This window comes from Vallitalea sp. (assembly GCF_025211055.1).
Lineage (GTDB): Bacteria > Bacillota > Clostridia > Lachnospirales > Vallitaleaceae > Vallitalea.
Genome location: NZ_JAOARO010000004.1, coordinates 74,600 through 97,265, shown reverse-complemented (window position 1 = coordinate 97,265; position 22,666 = coordinate 74,600). Strand labels below are relative to the sequence as shown.

Below are 22,666 nucleotides of genomic sequence, written 5' to 3'. Positions count from 1 at the left end.
CTTTAAATAAATCTATTCTACAATAATCTTACACATTAAATATTTGTTACATACCTTTAACTTACTCAATTCTCCCAAAAAATATTACATCTAATGCATATAGAATCTTGAACTTAAAAAAAATTTATGTTAACATACAAGAGAATTAGGTAATTAATTCCATTCCCAAAAAAGAAATTCAAAAAATTATGATGAAGGGGGATATAATATGGAAAATATAAAAAGCCCTAATATCTTTGTAAAATTCATAAAAAGTTTTACTGATTTTCGTGTTTACACTAGTATAAGACACGAAAGATTAGGTAAATCTTTTGGTTATCTTATACTATTAGCATTATTCATAGGGATTACGTTAAGTATAATTGTTTCTGTTAAGACTAATACTTCTATTGATAATACTATAGAATTATTACAATCAGATGATATGCCTGAGATAACCGTTAGTAATGGTATCCTTAATATTGATATGAATGAACCTTTAGTCTTAACTAAAAAGCATGATTTTATTTTTATCGTTGATATGACAGATAAATATACATTGAATGATTTAGTAGGTTATTCTATGGGATATTTAGTTACTCCTGAACGAATTATTATCAATCAAGCAGGAAGCCCTCCTATGCCATTAGAATTCAAAGATTTGCGAGACTTTAATATTGATAAAAAATCAGTATTAGAGATATTAACTAGTTTTAGAGGACTTGCGATTGGATTTATTGTCTTTTTAATAATTGCTGGTACTGTATTACTAAAATTATTTGAAAGCTTAATGGTAAGTATCATTGGACTTATTGCAAGCTCTGTATTAAAAACAAATCTAAGCTATAATGAATTATATAAGATCGGCATATATGCTTTGACTTTACCAGCAATTATAATGCTCTTGATTAATAGCTTTGGATTGGCAGTAGCACTTGGATTTAAATTAATCATATATTACGGAATTTCAACTATCATTGTTGTTATGGCATTAAAAAATATATCAAAAGATAATAACAGCGATACCCTTATTGATGATAGTAATAAATATGATAATTATTAATTCCAACTAATTCTAACCAAAATAAATTAGACCAGTATCTCTTATAATTTAGCAATTAAACTGTTCAGGTTAGTTGCAAAACATTATAATAGGATACTGGTCTTTTAATAACTTAGTCATTGACTATTCTAATACAATTGATTTAATTATATTTCCACCAAAATCTTTTATTATAAATTCTTTTCCTTCAATAATCCCATAACTATTTGGATTATTTTCCTTTGGTAAAGAAATGGAACCTGGATTAAGTATATATCTATTATCTAATTTCTTAGCAACAGGTATATGAGTGTGTCCATGAATTATTATATCTCCATCTTCTATAGGTGGCATGTTTGATTCATTAAACAAATGTCCATGCGTAGCAAATATTCTTTTGTCATTATGAAATATGACATTATAATCACTCATAATAGGAAATTCCAAGACCATTTGATCTACTTCTGCATCACAATTTCCTCTTACACAAATAATCTTATTCTTTAATTCATTAAGTAATTGTATTACTTTTTTGGGTTCATATTCTTTTGGTAGTGAATTTCTTGGTCCATGATACAAGATATCACCAAGTAAAACTATATAATCAGCACCTTCTTCTTTATATTTTTCTATTGCTTTTGTAGCATAGTAAGAAGATCCATGTATATCTGATATAAACATTAACTTCAAGCGTATCACCTTCCTTATTTATTCATAGTAAATATTATTCCATAAATATAAAGTTAGGTCAATAATTGATTTATTTGAATTTATCTATATTAATTAGATAAGTACAATATTTCATAAAAAGGGATATTAGCAGTATTGAGAGTTTTAATGATATAAATCTTTCCAATAAGAAAGAGAATCATTAAAGATTCTCTTTCTTCTGGGTTATAATGAGAGGGGATTCTCTATTATATTTTTGTGCGCCTTTGCGCTTCTGCATAATATTATGTCGATCTTAATGTCATATTATGTATAACATATGTATAACATCACGTCTAACACTCTGTCTAACATTCTGTCTAACATTCTGTCTAACTTTATGTCTGTAATTATGTCGTCAATAGAATTATATATAATGTAAGTGTAATTAGTATGTATTTAATTTGTCTTTTATGTGTCTTTTTCTGCTTTTTTTTACAAATAGTTGTATATTTCTTATTAATTATAAATTTATTCTATATATTTATTACACTAGTTGTATATTGCTCAGTAAAAAATCATAATAAAACTTCTTGCTATTTTGGTCAAAAGTGTTATAATATACTTATAATATAATACAAAAGATATCTAAAGTTATTTTCATATAGAATATAATACAAAGAGGTGAATATTATAATGCAAAATAAAACTAAAGAAAATGAAGTTTATTCTTTCAAAAAAGAATCTTTGATATTGAGAGATTTACTAGCCACTGACAGAACCTTTCTAGCAAATGAAAGAACACTATTAGCATACATAAGAACTGCTCTTAGTCTAATTGTAGCTGGTTCTTCTTTTATTAAATTTACTGATAATCTCACAATAGAAATTATTGGAATGATATTGGTACCATTTGGAACTATAATTGGAATATTAGGATTCATTAAGTTTATAAAAACAAACAGGGATCTGAAGAAAATAAAACGCATAGCAGGTTACGATATAAACTAAATATCAGTGTACACAACGAGCTTATTACAAAGCTCGTTTTTTATATTATTACTTATAATGGCATATTCTCGTGTTCTTAATTGTAACATTCATATTAACTTATTCTTGATAAATAATTGGGCAGCTCCTAGCGCTATTGCATTATCTTTATAATCTCCACCCTTGACAAATACAATATTACTCTGATTTCCTGAAATATGTTTTTCAATATACTTAAGTAAAAAATTATAAAATATATCAGATAAATTTATAACAGGTCCACTCAGGATAACTTTACTAGGATTAACAATAGTGACATAATTAGCTAAACCAATCCCTAGTATTTTGGCAGCAAATTTAACTACCTCATTAGCTAGATACTCACCTGCTTCAGCAGCTATGATTATATCGTTAAAAGTTATACTGTTTGTGTTTTTATTGATAGTTGTAGCTCTTCCTAATTTGATAAGACTGACATATTTTTTAACAATAGATAAGATTGATGCGTAACATTCTACACATCCTGTTTTACCACAATAACAAGGTTCTCCATCATAGTTGACTACCATATGTCCAAAAGCATCATTTGCATTATTGATAGTAGGAATTATTCTACCATTTGCAATAACTCCCATTCTTATACCTATACCACAGTTTACATAAACAATATTGGAATATTCAATTAATGAACCAGATAAATATTCAGCATATACAGCAGTATTAGCACCATTATCAATAATTATCTCCATATCAAGAGCATCTTCCAACATATCCTTTATAGGAATATTATTCCAACCTTTTGCATAAAAGTTATTTGGTTTGAATATAATGCCCAGTGTAGAGTCTAATGGACCTATAGTACCCAGACCTCCACCAACTATTTTTTCTTTTATGATTCCCAATTGATTTAATCCTTTATTAAACACCTCTTTTATAGTTCTAACAGTTCTATCGGGTGTCATATCCTGCTTCATATGGAATTGTTCATCGAATAGAATTTCTCTCTTAAGATTTGTTATAATAACTTTTGAGTAAGTTCTTGAAATATCAATTCCAACAAAGTAATATTCAAAAGGATTAACATCAAATAATGTTGGCTTTCTTCCTCCAGTTGACTCCTGCTCACCTATCTGAACAATAAATCTAGTATTCATTAATGTAGTCATAGATCTATTAAGAGTAGTAAGTTTCATATTGGTATATTTTATAATCTTTTTTTTAGTAAGAGGTCCAAAACGTAAAATAATATTAAAAACTTTTTTGTTGTCCTCTGTTAGATTTTCAACATATTTATAAAATTCCATATGTTCACATCCTTAAAAAAGGGGCTGACGGATAATACAGCCCCTTCAAACTTCTAATTATTTTAATCCATCTTCATTGATTTCAACATTATACTGCTCTTTTAATGAATTAAACTTATCTGTATATACCTTAGTTTGTTCATTTCTTATAAGAGTTTGTTTGATTTGTTCTTGCACTTGTTCATAAGTCTTGATTGCAGCTTCTTTTTTCTCTTCAACAATAATTAAATGATATCCAAATTGAGTTTTTACTACATCACTTAATTCTCCAACTTTTAATTCAAAGGCTGCTTTATCGAATTCTGGAACCATTCTTCCTTTACCAAAGAATCCTAAATCTCCACCTTTATCTTTTGATGGACAAGTTGAATATTCTTTAGCTGCTTCATCAAAAGATTTTCCTTCTTCGATTTCTTTTCTTATTCTATTAGCCTCTTCTTCTTCTTTTACAAGAATGTGCTTTGCTCTTACTTCCTCTGAAGAAACAAAAGACTTTTTATTATTGTCATAATAAGCTTTCATGTCTTCTTCGCTTACTGTAACTTTTTCTAGTAATTTTTGGATAGCGAATCTTTGTAAAAGACTATGAGTTGCTTCTTCTAAGATTTTTTTGAATTCTTCTTCTTCGTCTAATTTGTTAGCAGAAGCTTCTAAATAAAAAAGCTCAGCAGCAATAAGTTCATCCAGTAATCTTTTTCTTCCCTCTACTGTACTTACTTCCATCATTTGTTGTTGTGGTAAAGAACGCATTATATTCATTAAATGCTCTTTTGTAATTTCTATGCCTTCCACTTTAGCTAATACATTATTATCCATAGTAATCTCCTCTGTTATTTTATTTGAAAATGCTGTATTTCCATAAAAAATCATGTCTATATAATAATATTATATATATACCAAATTTGCAATACAAATAATAATACTTCACATATTACTATACTTTTGTTATCTAGTAACCTTAGGTGTAATTAAAAATTGAAAGACTAAAAAACTTATTGTATAATCTATACTAAAGGAGTGAATAACTATGGAAATTAAATCTACTAATTTTGGTTTTACAAAATCCGGAGAAGAAGTAACTAAATATACATTACACAATGATAATAATTGTAGTGTAAGCATTCTTAATTATGGTGGAATCATTAATAATATTATGGTACCTGATAAAGATGGTAATATTGAAAATATAGTTCTTGGTTTTGATACATTAAAAGAGTATGAAGAGAAGTCACCTTTTTTTGGTAGCCTTGTAGGTCGAGTAGCCGGAAGAATTTCAAATGCTTCATTTGAAATAGAAGGCACTACTTACAACTTAGCTCCAAATAATAATGGCAACACTCTACATGGTGGTTTAAAAGGCTTTGATAAAGTTATCTGGAACGTCACAGGGATTGTAAAAAAAGATAGCGTATCTCTTTATCTTAATTATATAAGCGAGGATGGAGAAGAAGGTTTTCCTGGTAATCTTGATATAAATGTTACTTATACTTTTAATAATAATAACGAATTAGAAATCTATTATAGTGGTAAAACAGATAAAAAAACAATCGTTAATATGACTAATCATTCTTACTTCAACTTATCAGGTAATGGAAAAAGAGATATATTAGAACAATATTTACATATTAATGCAGATAAATATGGACTTGTTGATACTGAAATAATTCCTACTGGTATAGCTGATGTTGATGGAACTGCTTTTGACTTTCGAGAAATGAAATTAGTTGGTAGTGATATAGGAAATGATGAACCACAGTTAAAGAATGCAGGCGGTGGCTACGACCATCCTTTTATGATTAATGATGATGGTAATATAGCAGCATCTATGTATGATAAAGAAAGCGGACGTTATATGGAAGTTGTAACAGACCAGAAAGCTGTAGTTTTTTATGCTTGTAATCTAATGAAGGCAGGTATAAAATTAGCTTCTAATATGGTTACAAAAAAACATTTAGCATTGTGTTTGGAAACACAATATTATCCAGATGCTATTAATCAAGATTGTTTTGACTCAAATATTTTAGGCCCAGAAGATACTTATAAGGCTTATACTAAATATAGTTTTAAAATTAAATAGTATTGAGATTAGAAAAGGGGCTGTCTCAACAGCCTCTAATTAAAATCATCTTTTATTATTCATAAACCTCTCTTTAGATTCTCTGTAGTATCTATTCAACTTTCTAAGATTATAGCTCCATAAAAATATAACAAATGGAATAAATATTATAAATAAAGTGCTGCTTTTTGACATTAAAATATAATTATATAATCCATGTAATAATACTGGAATCCATAAAGATAATCTTAGATAGTATTTTCCTTGTCTTTCGCTCTCAGCAAACTTTGCCAATGATAGATAATATCCCATAGTTATTGCAAACAGCATATGAGCAGGGACTGAAAAAATTGCTCTCTGTAAACCAATTGTAGATACATTAGAGTATCTAAAAACTACATATAGTACATTTTCTACAGTAGCAAATCCTAGTGAGGCAAAAACAGCATATACAATACCATCAAGTTTTTCATTAAAAGCTCTATGATGATACGCAAAACTCTTGACTATTACTCTTTTAACAAATTCTTCTGTTAAACCCGCAACTATAAAAGCTATATATGCTATTTCTAACAATCCAGTAAAAATATTAAAGTATGCTAATATCCTTTCTATAAGTATAGCAGGTAAAATACTTATGCCACCAAAAATAAATATCTTAATTAATAGATGTAATGGTTCTTTATCATATCTATCTGTCAAATATATGCCCAATGCTAGTGCAATACCTGGTGTGATAGCTACAACATACAAATCAATATCCATGTTATTCCTCCGTTATCACTAGCTTTTTTGTATTATCTAAAAAACAAATTATATTCATTATTATTAACCCAAACTTAATCTGATATTAATCTTATTGTGTTATATTATAAAATGTAATATAATAAAACACAATATAATAAAATATAAATTATATATATTAATATGTACAAATTATCTATTTCATATTAATAATATTATTTATTACTTCAAATACTAAAAATATGTGAAGGAAGTGTATGACTATGGATAAAAGACTTTTTCGCTCAAGAGATAACCAAATGATTTGTGGTGTTTGCTCAGGTATTGCAAAATATTTTAATATAGATCCAACTATTGTTAGAATTCTATTTCTAATAACACTTTTTACATGGGGTACTGGTGTATTAATATACATAATCTGTTCAATTGTCATTCCATTTGAACCTATAGAATATGCTCATAACACTTATGATAGTGGAACTCACAATGGTAATGGTAGAACAATTCTTGGAATTATATTAGTTATTATTGGTGGTATATCAATATTAGAAAAGATATTTGATTGGTTTAGTTTTGACCTAGTATGGCCAATCGCTATTATTGGAATTGGATTCCTAATTCTTACAAAAGATAGAAATTAATAAAAAACGGTAAGCCACCCATCAGCTTACCGTTTTTATTATCTTTATTTATTACCATCATAATACACTCAAATAAAAGATTAGCATAAAATTATTTATAAGTAATCCTTTTATACCTATAAATCATAATACATTTCAAACTCTATTGGATTAGGCATAATATTTACTTTTGATGCATCACATCTAATACGTTTCAACTGGTCTCTAATTATACCTTTTGTAAATACCCCCCCTTTTAATAAGAATTCATAATCTTTTTCTAGTTCATCTGCTGCTTCATCAAGTGATTTTGGTAATGCTTTTATCTTAGCTTTTTCTTCTTCTGGAAGGTTAAAAATATTAATATCGTATGGACCATAACCTTCTTTGGTAGGATTAACCTTATTTATTATTCCATCTAGCATTGCCATCATTAGAGCTGAATAAGCTATGTATGGATTACATGTCGCATCAGATGGTCTGAATTCAAAACGTTTAGCATCAGGTTTTTTTGCATAACCTGGTATTCTAATAACAGAACTTCTATTAGCAGTAGCAAAACAGATACTAACTGGTGCCTCATATCCAGGGACAAGTCGTTTGTATGAGTTAGTACTTGGATTGGTGAATGCCATTAGTGCTGGTGAATGTTTTAGTATTCCACCTATTGCATATAGTGCTTTATCACTTAAACCAGAATATCCATTTTCATCATAGAAGATAGGTTTGGAGTCTTTGAATAATTGAAAATGTACATGCATACCATTTCCTGCTTCCCCAAATATTGGTTTAGGCATAAAAGTCACTGTTTTACCATTTCTGATTGCTTCGTTTTTCAAAACATATTTAGTTAACATAGTTCGATCAGCCATTTCTAGCAAACCACTAAAGCTCAATTCTATTTCTAATTGACCAGGTCCTCCAACTTCTGTATGATGATATTTCACTGGTACACCTAATTCTTCAAGAGTCAATACCATCTTATTTCTAAGATTGTAACTAACGTCATTAGGAATATCCACATGGTAACCATTATGATGACCAACTTTAAATCCTAGATTCTTTTCTTTATTCCCCATATTCCAATCTGCTTGTTCGGAATTAAGATAAACTTCCATATGGTTAGGAGTGGTTTTATATGATATATGGTCGAGAATATAAAATTCAAATTCAGGTCCATATAAAGTCTTGTCTGCGATACCTGTTTCTGTCATATATTTTTCTGCTTTTTCGGCAACATATCTCGGATCTCCTTCAAACCTTTCTATCTTATCTCCTATAGAATAGATGTTACCAATCATGGTTAATGCAGGTACTTCATTAAAAGGATCTACAAATGCACTGCTTAAATCTGGAATAAATACCATATCCGATTTTTCAACTGTTAGAAAACCATAGCTTGAACCATCAAAGCCAATACCATCTTCAAGAGTCTTTTCAGTAAATCTTGTTGTTGGAATGGTTAGATGATGCCATTTTCCGGCTAAATCAATAACTTTAAAATCAATGATTTTAATATTATTTTCTCTGCAATAATTTTTTAGTTCATTTAAATTTTTAAACATATAGCATCCCCCTAAATCAATAAGTTTTGGTAACTGCATTTTAAATCATATTATATGTTATTACAATATCAAATAGTTTATATAATTATTAATTTAAATATTCCTAATTAAATTAATTATTTGTTGGGGTAAACTTTATTATATTTTTTATAGCATATTATATATGTTATAATTTAAAAGAGATTTTGGTATTACCAACTTGGGGAGAGGTGATTTTTAAGCAGGAATTTATATATTATTAACACAAACAGATTTACATCTTACAAAATAAAAAAGCCACTGAACTAATCCAGTGACCTACATACCTATATTTATTTAATGATAGCATCCCATATCATAGGATCAGGACTTGCAATTATTGAATGACTAATCAATTTGTCTTTTTCAGTTACATATCTAATTGCAACTTTTGATGATGCTTCAACAGCAGCTACTTCACCTGCAAATAATACTAATGCTTTTCCACCAAGTTCTCTTGCCATCTTTATTTTCAATATGTAACACCTTGCTGTCTTAGCTATCATATCGGCAGCTTCAATAAGGCATGGTACATTAGAAGTTTCTATAATACCCATTGCTTCATCTTTATTAATTTCGTATTTACCATCAAATGCATTAAAAATACTCTCATGGGGATTACCTAATATAAAATAATCTGTCACAAGTTCTTCATACTCTTTACTCTTGTCAATAGCCGCATTTACTGCACTTAATTTACCACGTATAATTACCATATACTTTCCCGGACATGTTATCATCGACTTTACAATACTAACATTTGCTGCTTTTACCATTAAATCCGTTACAGTTATACCCATGGCAATATTCTTAAATTCAACCATACCTAGAGCATAATCCATTATTACCACCTCAGTACTTCAATAATATCTATATATATTGAACTTAGACATCTATACACCTAATAAATTCAATATATATTCCTTGGTTTTAGTTCAACTTATCTATTATACCATTTTCATCATCAATTATTCCAACGACTGCCGCATCAATAGATGCCTCTCTTGTTGCCCCTATCCTTGCAGCACTTCCCAACGCCACTAGAACATAGTCACCAATACCTGCACCAACTTGATCTACCGCAACAACTCTCTTATCTGTCCCCATATTAGATGCACTCTCAATAATCAAAAATTTGCTTCCAACCAAATTATTTAATTTTCTAGTTGAAACTAATGTACCTATTACCTTACCAACTATCATTTTATATTCACCTACTTATGGCTAAAATCTATTTATCGTACTCTAATCATATATATAACTCATGAATCCGCCAGTTACAACTACACTTACTACCATCTTGCACAAAAGAAAGAGTATAGTGTTATAATCACACAGACCAATCTCTTCTCAGAGTAAGGCAAGTGATTATAACACTATACCCCTGACTCATTTTTTTCTAAGGAAATAACATTGTACACTGTCATTTCCTTAGAAAATTATATTATTTATACAATTTCTACACTATCATTACATTTAATACTAAGAGCATTTGCTTCGTCAGTATCAATATGCATCTGTAATGTGTATGTATCATGAACACGAACTAATACGTTAGTCAACATACCACCTCTGTCACTAGACACTCTCACTTTTACAATTTGTTTATCTTTCACACCATAATCTACAGCATCTTGAGGTGACATATGTATATGTCTCATTGCTATAATACAGGCATTATCTAATGATACGGCACCCTTAGGACCAACTATGGTAATTGGTGCTGCACTATCAAGATCACCAGAAGGTTTTACTGGTGGATTGAGTCCAAGTCTCACAGCATCAGTTTTAGATACTTCAACCTGAGTCTTTGGACGTATAGGTCCAAGTACTCTTACATTCTCAATAGGTCTAAGTTTCGTTCCAACAATTGTTACTGTTTCTTTTGCTGCATATTGACCACCCATCAACTCTTTAATAGGTGTCAGCTCATAACCTTTTCCAAATAGTTTATCAACATCTTCTCTACTTAGATGCAAATGTCTAGCAGACACACCTACTGGAATACCACCCTTTGTCTGGTTAATTTGTTCTAACACTTTTTTTGATATTAAATCAACTAATGCTGATTGATCCACGCTACATCAATTCCTTTCACTCTCAAACCTATGAAAGTTCTACTGAATATTTAGTCTCTCATTCAAGTTCAGTTAGCTATTAAAATTAATAACTATACATCTAAGACTATTTTATACTTGGTAAAATTTTACTTACATCACCATGTGGTCTTGGTATTACATGAACTGCTACTAATTCTCCTAATCTTGATGCTGCCTCAGAACCTGTTTCAGTTGCAGCTTTTACTGCTCCAACATCTCCTCTTACCATAACACTTACAAGTCCTGATCCAATTTTTTCAGTTCCTATTAATGTAACATTAGCTGCTTTTACCATTGCATCTGCTGCCTCAATTGCTGCTACTAAACCTCTTGTTTCTATCATTCCTAAAGCTTCCATTCTAATTTCCTCCTTATTGGTTTTATTAATAGTGTCAGATTTAATTTTTTCAGTTATAGTTTCTTTTGTAGCTGATTTTTTCTTACTATTTTTTGTTTTACGAGTATTTTTTGTCTTCTTTTCTTCTGTCTTCTTTTCTTCTGGTTTATTTACCAATTTTTCATCTTCCATCATAACTACTGCTTTATCTACTACTTTTTCTTGATTTTCCATAACTTCTGGCTTATTCACCACCATTCAAGTATTTATATTTCTCAGTACTCATTTTAATTAATTTATCCAATTCTTCATGAGGACTGGGAATAACTGCATGAGCTACCAACTTAATATCTTTCATATTTGCCACATAGCTAACAGCTTCTGAGACAGATGAGACTGTTCCTGTCACAATAATAGTTACAAGCCTTCCACCTAATTTCTTTTCCCATGTCACAAATTCTACATCAGCAGTTTTTAACATACCATCTAATGCATTTATTGCAGGCACTAATCCTGATATTTCAACTAAGCCTAAAGCCTTCACTATTTTTCTTCCTTTCTATATATCAAACTTGTATTAATGTCATAGTGTCAAAAGCAATTTTACAATATATGCTATATTACAAATTAAAGCTATACTTCTGACACTATAACCAGGTTATTCAATATATCAAGTTCAATATATTTTGGGTTTATTAGTCAAAATTAATTAATACTTGGTAGTATTTTTTCAATGTCTGTATGTGGTCTTGGTATTACATGAACTGCCACTAATTCACCTAGTCTTGATGCCGCAGATGAACCAACTTCAGTAGCCGCTTTAACTGCTCCTACATCTCCTCTTACCATAACACTTACAAGTCCTGATCCAATCTTTTCAGTTCCTATTAAAACAACATCTGCTGCCTTTACCATTGCGTCAGCCGCTTCAATAGCTGCTACCAATCCTCTTGTTTCTACCATACCTAATGCTTCTTGCATAATAATTTCCTCCTTGTTTTTAATTAATTATTTTCTAAAATTTTATTCTTGTTTACTTACTAAATCTATCTAACCTTTTAAACAATTAAGTCCTAACATCTTTTCTGTTTCCTCAGTTGGTCTAGCTATCATATGTTTTGAATATACACCTGTAAGATTATTGGCTGCTTCTTCAGCAGCTTCTAATGCCGCTTTTACATCATCGATTCCACCACGGATTTTCAAGCATACTAACAATGGAACAGGTAATTTATCAGCATTTAGAGGTTTATTCTTATCAAATGACTGTATAGTAACATTACCAGCTTTGCATGCCGCATCAGCTGCTACAAAACCTGCAACTAATCCAAAAACTTCTATAAGTCCTACTGCTTGATTCATAGAAACATTCCTTTCATATTACTAAGAGTCATTTTACTTATTAACATAAGCTATCTTAATTCCAGCTTGTTTCATATTAGTATCCATTGCTTCATTAAGTTTATTAAGTGGATATTCATGTGTAATAAGATCTGTAATTGGTAAATTAATTCCTTTTGCTCTTCTCAAGAAATCTAATGTAATAGGATAATCTGATACTTTATATACCCATGAACCTACTGCTGTTATTTCTTTATTACATATATCAAAGTGAGGGTTAATTGAACAATTACCGTTGTCTACGAAGAATCCAACTTCACATAAACCTCCACCACGTTTTACAAAGCTCCATATGTTAGCTGCCGCTTGTGGTACACCAGTACATTGGAAAGCAAAATCTGCACCCATTCCAGTAATCTCTTTTATTCTTAGTTTCAATTGTTCACTATCTTTATAATGTCTGAAATTAACTGTTTGTTTTGCACCTAATCTTTTTGCCATATCAAGACGTTTAGTATCTCCATCAACTGCTATTATGTTTTCAACACCCATAGTACGGATGACAGCCATTACCATCAAACCGATAGGTCCACAACCTTGAATAAGCACTTTACTGTTGAAGGAAAGTAATCCTGTTGTCTTAGCTCTTTCTACTGCATGAACTGCAACTGCTGCTGGTTCAATAAGCATTCTTGTCTTCAAATCCATATCATTTACTTTAAAATATGTAGAACCATTTCTTATAATCAAGTATTCACCGAACCATCCATTAAATTTCTTATCATCATCAGGAATAAGTCCGTAGATACCTGAATTCTCACACAAGTTGTCTCTATCAGGCATTGTAAGGCAATTATCACATTCTCCACAAGGAATTGTACAGGTCACAATCTTATCCCCAATTCCTATAGGATTACCTACAGTATCTCTGTTAATATTTCTACCTATCTTAACTATTTCACCAGTTCCCTCATGTCCTAGAACAACTGGTATCAATGAGAATGGGTCATTCTTGTATTCATGTACATCAGTACCACAGATACCACAACCTTCAACTCTGATAAGCATTTCATCATCACTGATCTCAGGTATTTCAAATTCTTGTACTTCAATGTTTTTCTTACTTTTCAACATAGCTACTTTGGCTGTTTTTGGTATAACTGAATTAGTTGTAGAAGTTTCTACTTTTGTTCCTTTATCATTACCAGCCACTTCACTTATTACCTGTTTTACAATGGATTCAATATCAATATTATTTATTTCCATCTTCTAATAACTCCTCTCTTAATATTTTTTTATCTAATACATAAACTCTCTGCCATGACACATCTTCTTTTCTTGGTAAATGAACTTGCTGATGTAAGCCCCTCACCTGTTCTACTTGCTATTGTAAATGTGCAATATCCTTCTCCGCCAAATCCTAATGCTGCATATGAAGGAGCATTTTTCACAAAAATAGCTGTATCAATTAATTTTCCGTATTTGGTTAGGTTATCAACATTCTTAGAATGCATATGAGCTGAATGTCTGTTACCGTGTTCAAGGTCAACTGCTAAATTAATAGCCTTGTCTACATCACTTACTCTTACAATTCCAAGTATTGGCATCATCAATTCTTCTATTACTAATGGGTGATTTTCATCTGCTTCAAATATGATACATTTGATATTTTCATCTACTGTAATTCCAATAGCATCAAGTATATATGTAGCATCTTTTCCTACATATTGTCTATTAAGAACAGTCTTACCGTTCTTATCAATTAGTACTGTACTAGTCAATCTATCAATTTCATCGCCTTCAATCTTATAGCTTCCAGCTTCTTCCATGTAATAGATTAACTCATCTGCAACCTCTTCCACTACTAACACTTCTTTTTCAGCGATACATGGTAAATTATTATCAAAAGTAGCTCCATTAAATATGTCATAAGCTGCTTTTTTAATATCCGCTGTTTCATCAACAACTACTGGTGGATTACCTGCTCCAGCTCCAATAGCTCTCTTACCAGATGATAAAACGGCTGTCACTACTCCAGGTCCTCCTGTTGCAACTAGAAGTCCAATACTATTATGCTTAAACATTGTATCTGCACTTTGAAGAGTTGGTTTCTTAACTGAACATGCTATATTATTAGGTCCTCCAACTTCCACAGATGCTTTGTTAACTAATTCTACAGCATAATTAGAAACTCCTATAGCTCCTGGATGTGGATTGAATACTACTGTATTACCACCTGCAATCATTCCTATAGTATTACAAATAACAGTTTCACTTGAATTGGTAGATGGAGTAATGGCTCCTATAACACCAAATGGCCCTTGTTCAACTAAAGTAAGTCCTCTATCTCCTGACCAAGCAACAGTTTTAATATCTTCTGTTCCAGGTGTTTTTTCAGCAACTAATTTGTGCTTTAATATTTTGTCACCTACACGACCCATCCCAGTTTCTTTTACACCCATCTCTGCCATTGTCTCAGCATTTTCAATGGTCTTCTTCTTTATGTTCGCTATAATCTTTTCTCTAAATTCAAGAGGTAATTGTCTAACTTTTCTTTGAGTCTTGATACTAGCATTAATAGCATCTTCCATATTCTCAAAAATACCATATGAAAAATTTTTGTTTTCTTGTATAGTACCCGTGTTATTCATATTAGCAATAACACTCTTAACAATAGACTCAATATCAACGTTGTTTACCACTTAATCCACACTCCTTCCTTATTTTAAGTATCTTATAATGTCTTATATTACTGAAGCTCCATAATCAGCAAGCATGGTATCTTCCTCAGCACTTCCTCCACTAACACCAAGACCACCAATAATCTCACCATCATGTAATAATAAAGTTCCTCCACCAAATATTACAATCCTGCCATTATTAGTAAACTGTATACCATATAAAGGACTATTTGGCTGTGCTAACTCACTAAGTTCATGTGTACTCATCTTCAAACTTACAGAAGTAAACGCTTTATTAAGAGCAATATCATAACTTGCTATATATGCATCATCCATTACATTTACTGCAATAGGATTACCTTCTTTATTGACTACGGCTATTACAACATTTAAATCTATTTCTTTAGCCCTGTCTTGTACTCTTTCTATAAGTTCTTTAGCCTGTTCTAGATTAATACCTTCTTCTGACACTTTTACTTTGCTTGAAATATTATCCAATACATCTTTAACTTTTTCCATAATCACTTGATTAAACTCCTGATATCTTGCTAACACATATAGATAATCTGATAACCTGTTAACATATTTCAGATAATCTTTATCCAACTGTCTCTCTCTATAAGACTTCACTAAACCTCTCTCAGCACGTCTACAAATTGTCCTTGCAACATCTATCTGAGCCGATAATCTAGTATTTCCTGGTAGAATAAATTTCTTTTGCTTAGGATATTTACCCTCATATTCAACAATCCATTTTTCTAATAAATCCAATTCTTCTGCTAATCCAGTTTCTCTATCTTCAAGTCCAGCTACAATACTCATCAAAGTAATAAGTCTATTCTGTATTTTTTCTATTTGCCTAATTATAGTTACATCATCTAAACCTGATTTTATAAGACCAATATAGGACGTTAGTTCATCAAAATTACCATTGGTATCTATGAATATATTATCTTTATCCACAGATGTGCCATCATATAATCTTGTATATCCACCATCTCCACTTTTTGTAAACACATGATTACTGTTTTTCATATCGATTTTCCTTTCATCCCAAAATAAAAAGTATCAAAATCTATAGTTTAAAAGGCATCCCTTTTACATATCTAGCCGCATTGTTACCAAATACTCTAAAGCTAGATCTATCAACTATATCAATCTTCAAAAGCGGCTCTCCCACCTTAAGATTACTAACATGCAAAACTATATGATTCTGTACAACACTTATCCCAACACCCAGCAACGAACTTTCCGAAGCCTCATAAGCACTTGTTATAGCATCACAGTCCTTAGTTTCATAGGAATAACTAAACAATCCCTCTTCTTCTATACCAGCCAATATATCTTTTACATACTCTTTATTTTGTCTAGAATAACACACATGTATCTCTGGTCTTCTATGCTCCATCAAATCACCTTATAATCAAAATAATATCCACCACACTACAGCCACATACCACCGAAGGGTAAAGTGTTATAATCACGCAGACCGATCGCTTCTCAGAGTAAGGCAAGTGATTATAACACTTTACCCTGACCTTTATAGGACATCAACAACCCTGTAGCCACTGCATTTCTTGGTCCTTCACAATTTCTGATATTTCCTCTACCTGAAACAATCTTATATTTCGATAGTTCATTTAGAATCAGATCAGGTATCTCAAAATCCAATGCACTTCCTCCAACCAATACTATATTAGGTATATTTCTAATATGATTATCAGGTGCTATCTGAGTCAATGCACGTATCGCATTCTGTACGAATACTTTTTTCTTGATAGATTTTCTGATATCTACAATCTTTTCCATAGTTATACTACTATTAATAGGAATCATCTTTTCTTCATCCATGACCACTACTTTACCAAATAGCTTTGGAGACATTGGTTTATCAAAAAATTTGATATCCTTGTTTTCCATTCTTATATGAAATAAACTCTCTACTTTTGCAAGAGGATTCCTTTTAATATGTTCACACAAAGCCAAATCATTAAGTCCTAATTCAGTATTAATCAATAGAGTAATCAATTGTCCTGCTCCTGCAAGATGTACAGATTTTACAAGTCCAGTTTCATCTAATATAGCTGCATCTGTTGATCCTCCACCAAGATCAAGAATAGCTAAGGGCAATTCCGTGCCTGGAGTAGTCCATGCACCTAATGATGCCATAACAGCTTCAACACCAGCTATCTTAACATGTACACCCGTTTCATCCTGTAATCTACGAGCTATCTTCTCCATAGGTAGATGTTCTGTCTTAACCATAGCCGCAATTCCTACAGCATTTTCCATAGAAACTTCTCCAGCTAAAGCCCCTTTGACATCTACTGGAATCAACGTATCCACAGCTAGAATGTCCTGTATCTTAACAGTACCTTCTTGACCTGTTAACTCATGCATATTCTTTTTGATTCCATCTATCATAATTCCTATATTAGTACCTGATTCTCCATCTATATCAACAATTGGTGCCACCTTATTACAAGACTTCATTATCTCATCAGCACCTAGATCCACCTTGACTTTTTCTTCTGATTTCTCACCATGTATAGTGAGCTCACCAGCTTTTATTGATTGTTCTTTTACAGACCCTTTTGGTGTTCTGATAAAAATAGCTGATCTACTTCCAACAAAGCTCTTGGCAATAGGCACAACATGTCTTGTTTCTTCTGCATTCAACTGAAATATTGAAGCTATACCATAAGGATTGGATAACCTAGTAATGGTATGTCCTTCAGGTGCAACCTCCACAGCGGCTTTCATACCTATCTCAATCTTATCAATGTACTTTACTTCATCCACTATTGGAATCTTCTTATTCAATCTATTATAAATAAGTACCGCTTCATCTTCCTGAACTACAACTGCACTTATTTCATAAACTTCCATTAATCTATTAATCTTCTCCGCCGCTTGCTCATAACCCGTATCTTTTGATACTAAACATATATACGACCGATTACATGGCAACTTATCAATCTCTTCTATAGGATAAATATACCCTGTCCCTATCCCTGCACCTGCAGGTGTATCAGGATTATGCCCAATCATAGTTGACTCTGTGATAATTGTTTCTGTAATTGTTTCCATAGCAGTATCGCCGATAACTGGAGCCGCTTCATTAATTCTTATAACAGACAGGTCATCCATCTTTTTATGAACCCTATCCATAGCTATTATTAAAGCATTTTTAATCCCCTCTACATTACTAGGAGTACCCTTAGTACCAGTAGTCTCTACATTAGCACTAGCTAAAAACTTAAGCATCCCTCTATCATTTATCAAACCAATACATACTTCAGTTGTTGAATTACCAATATCAACCCCCGCAATATACTTCATCAAAATCACCTATTCATTAATGTTATTAATGTTAATATATTTCTCATACAACTATTTCTTACAATACAGAAGGGTAAAGTGTTACAATCACGCAGACCGATCGCTTCCCAGAGTAAGGCAAGTGATTGTAACACTTTACCCTGACCCTTATCCATGAATCAATCTAATCTTTTTTCAATATCCCTCTACGCTCATACACCTTAACCGCATCCCTAATAAAATCAGCACACATGACAGCCGAATATTTATTTTCCAGAGTATTGGCATAATCTAACAGTTCATCTTTAGTAGCCCTATTAGGTCTTAATTTATCATATATCTCAAGTATCAATTCATCCTCAACCTTAGTCAACTCACTGGCTCTATTAAAATTTTGCTGAAGTTGTTTTTTACCGGAACTATAAGCTATTTCACCTTGCATCTTCAAAGTTTCTTTAGATATTTTTATATCTTCTGGTGTAACAGTCCCATCTAGAACACTTTCCATATTGATACTATCTAATTTTTTACCTGTATAACTTCTTACTTTATCCTTAGGCAAGGGGTATTTTACCATGACTTTCATTCCTTTCCCCATTACAAAACTTTTAGATTAACCTAATATCTACTGATTTTTTAGTAGTTACTACAAATTCAGTTTCTCTAGTATGCATTAGTGCCGCTTTTACCTGATATTTTGCACGTACAGTAAAATCACTTTTACTTTCAATAGGTTTGACCTGTATTCCTTTTGCATATCTTGCAGCATTTTTGCCAATCTGCCTATACATATCCAAAGTTAAAAGGGGTGCTTGTGGGAATAATTCTAAGTTAGTAAGGGGATATAGATCTCTTTGGTGTATTATGGCTGTTCCTTTTGACTGAATACCTATTGATACTCCTGATCCAGACATGTTAGCTGCCTCTTTGCCTATGAAAGCTACATCTGAAGTCTTATTAACTCTGATTACTCTAGGTAACATTCCTTCTTCTTCAATTCCGGCCATGATTTCCTTAATTACTTTTTCATGTTCCAAATTATTAATGGTCTTTTTAATTACACTTCCAAAAGCAGGTCCAATGCCTATCACCACTTCTTTTCTATTCATTCCACGTTCAGATTTCTGTAGTTCTCTAAATATAGAGTCATATTGCTTACTATCTTCATTCTCTTTATTTATTATAGGCGTTTTCTTATTAAGCTCTTTTACAACTAATCTGGTAATCTGTTCAATAAGCTCATTAGTTAATTCCACTATTTCACCACCTTTATAGATCATCAAGATTAATAATATGTGGAATATTCTTTATTTCCTGCCATCTTTTACCTGATACTCTATATCCAGTACCAGGACCCATATAATCATTTTCCATATTGACAGCACTTATAACATTAAATTCATCATCCAATATTGCAGAGGTATGTAAGTAATCACCTGTTATCCTCTGCTTCAACATATTTAACAAGCTATCAGCTACATCTATATATGAGGCGTTATGTAGTGCTTTTACAATATCAAGTCCTGTTATACCTTTGTTCATCATATCATCAATAGCAGCAAGGTCAGCTAATATGTCTCTCTCAGGCATATCTTTACTACCATGAGCATAAGCCGCCGCTTCCACTTCTTTATCGTTGATGTCAGGAAGTTTCAGCTCTCTAAATACACCTTGTAAAGCTTTTGCGGCTTTTCTTCTTGTATCAACAACATCTTCTTCTTTCACTGGTCTAAGTCCACCATCGATTTTTAGATCTCGTTGTAGTACGTTATAATCATCAAAATCTTCTGCATCAAAATTGGAACCAGCAAACATATTATCGTAATTAGGTGTTCCACTATAACCTGAGAATATAAAATCAGTTCCAGGTAAGAATTGCATCATTGTTCTTGCTGTTCTTCTTTGGTCAGAGTGAGTGAAACTTTGATCATTAGAGGATGCTACTTCCAAATCAAGCATTGCAGCAATTAGATTCTCAGCAAGTACAGCTCTAATTCCTGATGGTACAGACGCTGGAATACCAATACAACTAACAGAACCGTTTTGTAACCCTTGAACACCAGCACCTTTTGTAACTAGAATACATCTTGTTTCAAGATACAACATTGATTTACTTTCTGCATTACCCATCAACACTTCTGAACCAGTACCAGAGGTAAATCTCATTTTTAATCCTCTTGATGCATAAGCTGATGCTAAAAACGCTTTTGAATAAGGAGTATCATCACCATCAATAAATACAGATTCTGTTCCATATACCGATATGGTTTCTGCATAAGTAGTCAATCCTCTGATTCCAAGGTCAAGTTCAATAGCCTCTTCAACCGCACATTGAGTTAGTACACCTTTTCTACCTACTTGGGCACCAATCAACAATGCTATTGCATTAAATGGTGCATATCTAGCTACTGCTACTGTTGTTTCTTCTTCTGCGAATCCTCTAAGTGCTCCTTCTGCTGCATCAGCCGCTATCTGTACAGGATTATCTCTCAGATTGGTTATATGTGCTTGGTTTGCAGGTAATTTTCTTGCTCTCATCTTCTGCATAGCCATCATCATCTCTACTACATTAAGATGTCCAACTACTTCACATATCTTAGCAGGAGTTAAACCTTTGATGATTTTTATGATTTCTTCTCTTTTTATATGTATATCAACTAATTTTCTAGCTATATCTAAGGAATCCATTGCCATCATTTCTTGTGTCAGCTCTATATCAATTGCATAATCTGCAATAAACTGGTCAATGAAGTCGAATTCTTCTCTTAATTTTCCATCCATCTTGGTTATAGAATTATTCATAACCTCTACAGATGGTTTGGGATCAAGAGGACTATTCATAGCAATAAATCCTTTTTCTGGCCATTCATTGATATATCCATCTTGGTTAATTGGTCTTTTGTCAAGTATTTCAAATCTTATTGAACGCTTCATACCCAATCTCTCCTCAAGAGAAATATTATTTTAACTGCTCTATAACTCTCTTAGTTACTTCAGCAACGATTGCACTTACATTATCACTTACTTGTTCTTCTTTAGCTGCACTACAGTTGCTTCCATCTGATTTACAAAGATTAGCAGGATGTCTTCCTGATAAATTGAACTTACTTCTTAGATCATATAATGTTTGAACTTGTGAATCTGATAATTCTTTTGGTCCACCAAGTTGTTTTGATGTATATAGTAATTGCGCATAAAACTCTAATGATTCCATTTTGAAATAAGCAGTCATTAGACTGTCTCCATAACTTAATGCACCATGATTCTCTAATAATACTGCATCGTAATTTTCTAAGTATTTTTCAACAGCATCAGGAATCTCATCAGTTGAAGGTGTTCCATATTCAGCGATTGGTACACAACCAAGTGATATAACCGCTTCTGGCATAATTGGTTGAGTAAGTGGTATACCAGCTATAGCAAAACTTGTTGCATAGATTGGATGAGCATGAACAACTGATTTTACATCTGGTCTTTGCTTATATACTCTTAAGTGCATCTTTATTTCGGATGATGGTTTTAATCCTTTATTTGCTTGTAAAACATTTCCGTTTATATCTACTTTACAAATCATATCTGGAGTCATAAAACCTTTGCTTACTCCAGTTGGAGTACATAAAAATTCATTATCAGATATTTTCACACTAATATTACCATCATTAGCTGCAACCATACCTCTATCATAGATTCTCCTACCAATTTCACATATTTGTTTCTTTACTTCATATTCACCTATCATTGTTAATCCTCCTAATAATATATTTAAAACTTCTTTGTTCTTGTTTGTTTTTCTTTTATTATCTTTGTTTAATATAATAATAACAGAACAACCAACATTAGTCAAGTGTATTCACAACAAAAAAACAGCACAAATTTTGTATATTTGTACTGTTTTATTGTTGGTTTCCATTTGTTTTGTTT

The 22,666-nt window shown here is 31.7% G+C and carries 25 protein-coding genes; 4 read left to right on the top strand and 21 right to left on the bottom strand.

Features of this window, described 5'->3' with window-relative positions; all coding sequences use genetic code 11:
- Window positions 1-208 precede the first annotated feature (208 nt).
- The gene (locus N4A55_RS00870) at window positions 209-1,042 is read left to right on the top strand and encodes a DUF1189 domain-containing protein (protein WP_293753511.1); all 834 of its coding nucleotides are present in this window, start codon (window positions 209-211) and stop codon (window positions 1,040-1,042) included.
- A 123-nt stretch (window positions 1,043-1,165) separates the two neighbouring features.
- On the opposite strand, the gene yfcE is transcribed toward N4A55_RS00870, so the two are convergent.
- Complete coding sequence (gene yfcE, locus N4A55_RS00865; protein ID WP_293753510.1) at window positions 1,166-1,711, bottom strand: phosphodiesterase; 546 nt, start codon at window positions 1,709-1,711, stop codon at window positions 1,166-1,168.
- A 654-nt stretch (window positions 1,712-2,365) separates the two neighbouring features.
- Here yfcE and N4A55_RS00860 point away from each other — a divergent pair.
- Window positions 2,366-2,680, top strand: coding sequence for a YidH family protein (locus tag N4A55_RS00860; RefSeq protein ID WP_293753509.1), 315 nt, complete (start codon window positions 2,366-2,368; stop codon window positions 2,678-2,680).
- An 89-nt stretch (window positions 2,681-2,769) separates the two neighbouring features.
- On the opposite strand, the gene N4A55_RS00855 is transcribed toward N4A55_RS00860, so the two are convergent.
- Complete coding sequence (locus tag N4A55_RS00855) at window positions 2,770-3,963, bottom strand: ROK family protein (protein WP_293753508.1); 1,194 nt, start codon at window positions 3,961-3,963, stop codon at window positions 2,770-2,772.
- A 57-nt stretch (window positions 3,964-4,020) separates the two neighbouring features.
- Window positions 4,021-4,779: a peptidylprolyl isomerase gene (locus N4A55_RS00850; RefSeq protein WP_293753507.1), complete on the bottom strand. Its 759-nt coding sequence runs from the start codon at window positions 4,777-4,779 to the stop codon at window positions 4,021-4,023.
- 211 nt (window positions 4,780-4,990) lie between these two features.
- Here N4A55_RS00850 and N4A55_RS00845 point away from each other — a divergent pair, with 211 nt between their 5' ends.
- The gene (locus N4A55_RS00845; RefSeq protein WP_293753506.1) at window positions 4,991-6,040 is read left to right on the top strand and encodes an aldose epimerase family protein; all 1,050 of its coding nucleotides are present in this window, start codon (window positions 4,991-4,993) and stop codon (window positions 6,038-6,040) included.
- A gap of 45 nt (window positions 6,041-6,085) precedes the next feature.
- Here N4A55_RS00845 and N4A55_RS00840 read toward each other — a convergent pair whose 3' ends face one another.
- Complete coding sequence (locus N4A55_RS00840; protein ID WP_293753505.1) at window positions 6,086-6,784, bottom strand: PrsW family glutamic-type intramembrane protease; 699 nt, start codon at window positions 6,782-6,784, stop codon at window positions 6,086-6,088.
- A 242-nt stretch (window positions 6,785-7,026) separates the two neighbouring features.
- Here N4A55_RS00840 and N4A55_RS16980 point away from each other — a divergent pair, with 242 nt between their 5' ends.
- The gene (locus N4A55_RS16980; RefSeq protein WP_293753504.1) at window positions 7,027-7,404 is read left to right on the top strand and encodes a PspC domain-containing protein; all 378 of its coding nucleotides are present in this window, start codon (window positions 7,027-7,029) and stop codon (window positions 7,402-7,404) included.
- 116 nt (window positions 7,405-7,520) lie between these two features.
- Here the strand turns inward: N4A55_RS16980 and glnA are convergent, their stop codons facing one another.
- The 17 genes from glnA to N4A55_RS00750 all read right to left on the bottom strand — a co-directional run bounded on the left by glnA (window position 7,521) and on the right by N4A55_RS00750 (window position 22,484).
- Window positions 7,521-8,948: a type I glutamate--ammonia ligase gene (gene glnA, locus N4A55_RS00830; RefSeq protein WP_293753502.1), complete on the bottom strand. Its 1,428-nt coding sequence runs from the start codon at window positions 8,946-8,948 to the stop codon at window positions 7,521-7,523.
- Window positions 8,949-9,259: 311 nt separating this feature from the next.
- Window positions 9,260-9,808 carry a BMC domain-containing protein gene (locus tag N4A55_RS00825; protein ID WP_293753501.1) on the bottom strand — a complete coding sequence of 183 codons (549 nt, stop codon included), beginning with the start codon at window positions 9,806-9,808 and terminating at the stop codon, window positions 9,260-9,262.
- Between the two features lie 88 nt (window positions 9,809-9,896).
- A complete protein-coding gene (locus N4A55_RS00820; protein ID WP_293753500.1) occupies window positions 9,897-10,169 on the bottom strand; it encodes a EutN/CcmL family microcompartment protein in 273 nt (90 codons plus the stop codon).
- A gap of 245 nt (window positions 10,170-10,414) precedes the next feature.
- Complete coding sequence (pduL, locus tag N4A55_RS00815; protein ID WP_293753499.1) at window positions 10,415-11,044, bottom strand: phosphate propanoyltransferase; 630 nt, start codon at window positions 11,042-11,044, stop codon at window positions 10,415-10,417.
- 106 nt (window positions 11,045-11,150) lie between these two features.
- Complete coding sequence (locus N4A55_RS00810; RefSeq protein ID WP_113674441.1) at window positions 11,151-11,429, bottom strand: BMC domain-containing protein; 279 nt, start codon at window positions 11,427-11,429, stop codon at window positions 11,151-11,153.
- Window positions 11,430-11,646: 217 nt separating this feature from the next.
- Complete coding sequence (locus N4A55_RS00805) at window positions 11,647-11,946, bottom strand: BMC domain-containing protein (RefSeq protein WP_330666269.1); 300 nt, start codon at window positions 11,944-11,946, stop codon at window positions 11,647-11,649.
- 161 nt (window positions 11,947-12,107) lie between these two features.
- A complete protein-coding gene (locus N4A55_RS00800) occupies window positions 12,108-12,386 on the bottom strand; it encodes a BMC domain-containing protein (protein ID WP_113672246.1) in 279 nt (92 codons plus the stop codon).
- A 66-nt stretch (window positions 12,387-12,452) separates the two neighbouring features.
- A complete protein-coding gene (locus N4A55_RS00795) occupies window positions 12,453-12,764 on the bottom strand; it encodes a BMC domain-containing protein (protein ID WP_293753498.1) in 312 nt (103 codons plus the stop codon).
- A gap of 33 nt (window positions 12,765-12,797) precedes the next feature.
- Window positions 12,798-14,009 (bottom strand): zinc-dependent alcohol dehydrogenase, encoded by a 1,212-nt coding sequence (locus N4A55_RS00790; RefSeq protein ID WP_293753497.1) that lies wholly within the window; start codon window positions 14,007-14,009, stop codon window positions 12,798-12,800.
- A gap of 29 nt (window positions 14,010-14,038) precedes the next feature.
- The gene (locus N4A55_RS00785; protein WP_293753496.1) at window positions 14,039-15,445 is read right to left on the bottom strand and encodes an aldehyde dehydrogenase family protein; all 1,407 of its coding nucleotides are present in this window, start codon (window positions 15,443-15,445) and stop codon (window positions 14,039-14,041) included.
- Window positions 15,446-15,487: 42 nt separating this feature from the next.
- A complete protein-coding gene (locus N4A55_RS00780; RefSeq protein WP_293753495.1) occupies window positions 15,488-16,459 on the bottom strand; it encodes a cob(I)yrinic acid a,c-diamide adenosyltransferase in 972 nt (323 codons plus the stop codon).
- Window positions 16,460-16,499: 40 nt separating this feature from the next.
- A complete protein-coding gene (locus N4A55_RS00775) occupies window positions 16,500-16,832 on the bottom strand; it encodes a glycerol dehydratase reactivase beta/small subunit family protein (RefSeq protein WP_113672250.1) in 333 nt (110 codons plus the stop codon).
- 110 nt (window positions 16,833-16,942) lie between these two features.
- Entirely contained in the window at window positions 16,943-18,766 is a 1,824-nt protein-coding gene (locus N4A55_RS00770; RefSeq protein WP_293753494.1) for a diol dehydratase reactivase subunit alpha, read from the bottom strand.
- 163 nt (window positions 18,767-18,929) lie between these two features.
- Window positions 18,930-19,331, bottom strand: coding sequence for a diol dehydratase small subunit (locus N4A55_RS00765; RefSeq protein ID WP_293753493.1), 402 nt, complete (start codon window positions 19,329-19,331; stop codon window positions 18,930-18,932).
- 22 nt (window positions 19,332-19,353) lie between these two features.
- Window positions 19,354-20,001 (bottom strand): propanediol/glycerol family dehydratase medium subunit, encoded by a 648-nt coding sequence (locus N4A55_RS00760; RefSeq protein WP_293753492.1) that lies wholly within the window; start codon window positions 19,999-20,001, stop codon window positions 19,354-19,356.
- Window positions 20,002-20,014: 13 nt separating this feature from the next.
- A complete protein-coding gene (locus N4A55_RS00755) occupies window positions 20,015-21,679 on the bottom strand; it encodes a propanediol/glycerol family dehydratase large subunit (protein ID WP_293753491.1) in 1,665 nt (554 codons plus the stop codon).
- Window positions 21,680-21,704: 25 nt separating this feature from the next.
- On the bottom strand, window positions 21,705-22,484 hold the full coding sequence (locus N4A55_RS00750; protein ID WP_293753490.1) for a class II aldolase/adducin family protein: 780 nt from the start codon (window positions 22,482-22,484) through the stop codon (window positions 21,705-21,707).
- Window positions 22,485-22,666: the final 182 nt, after the last annotated feature.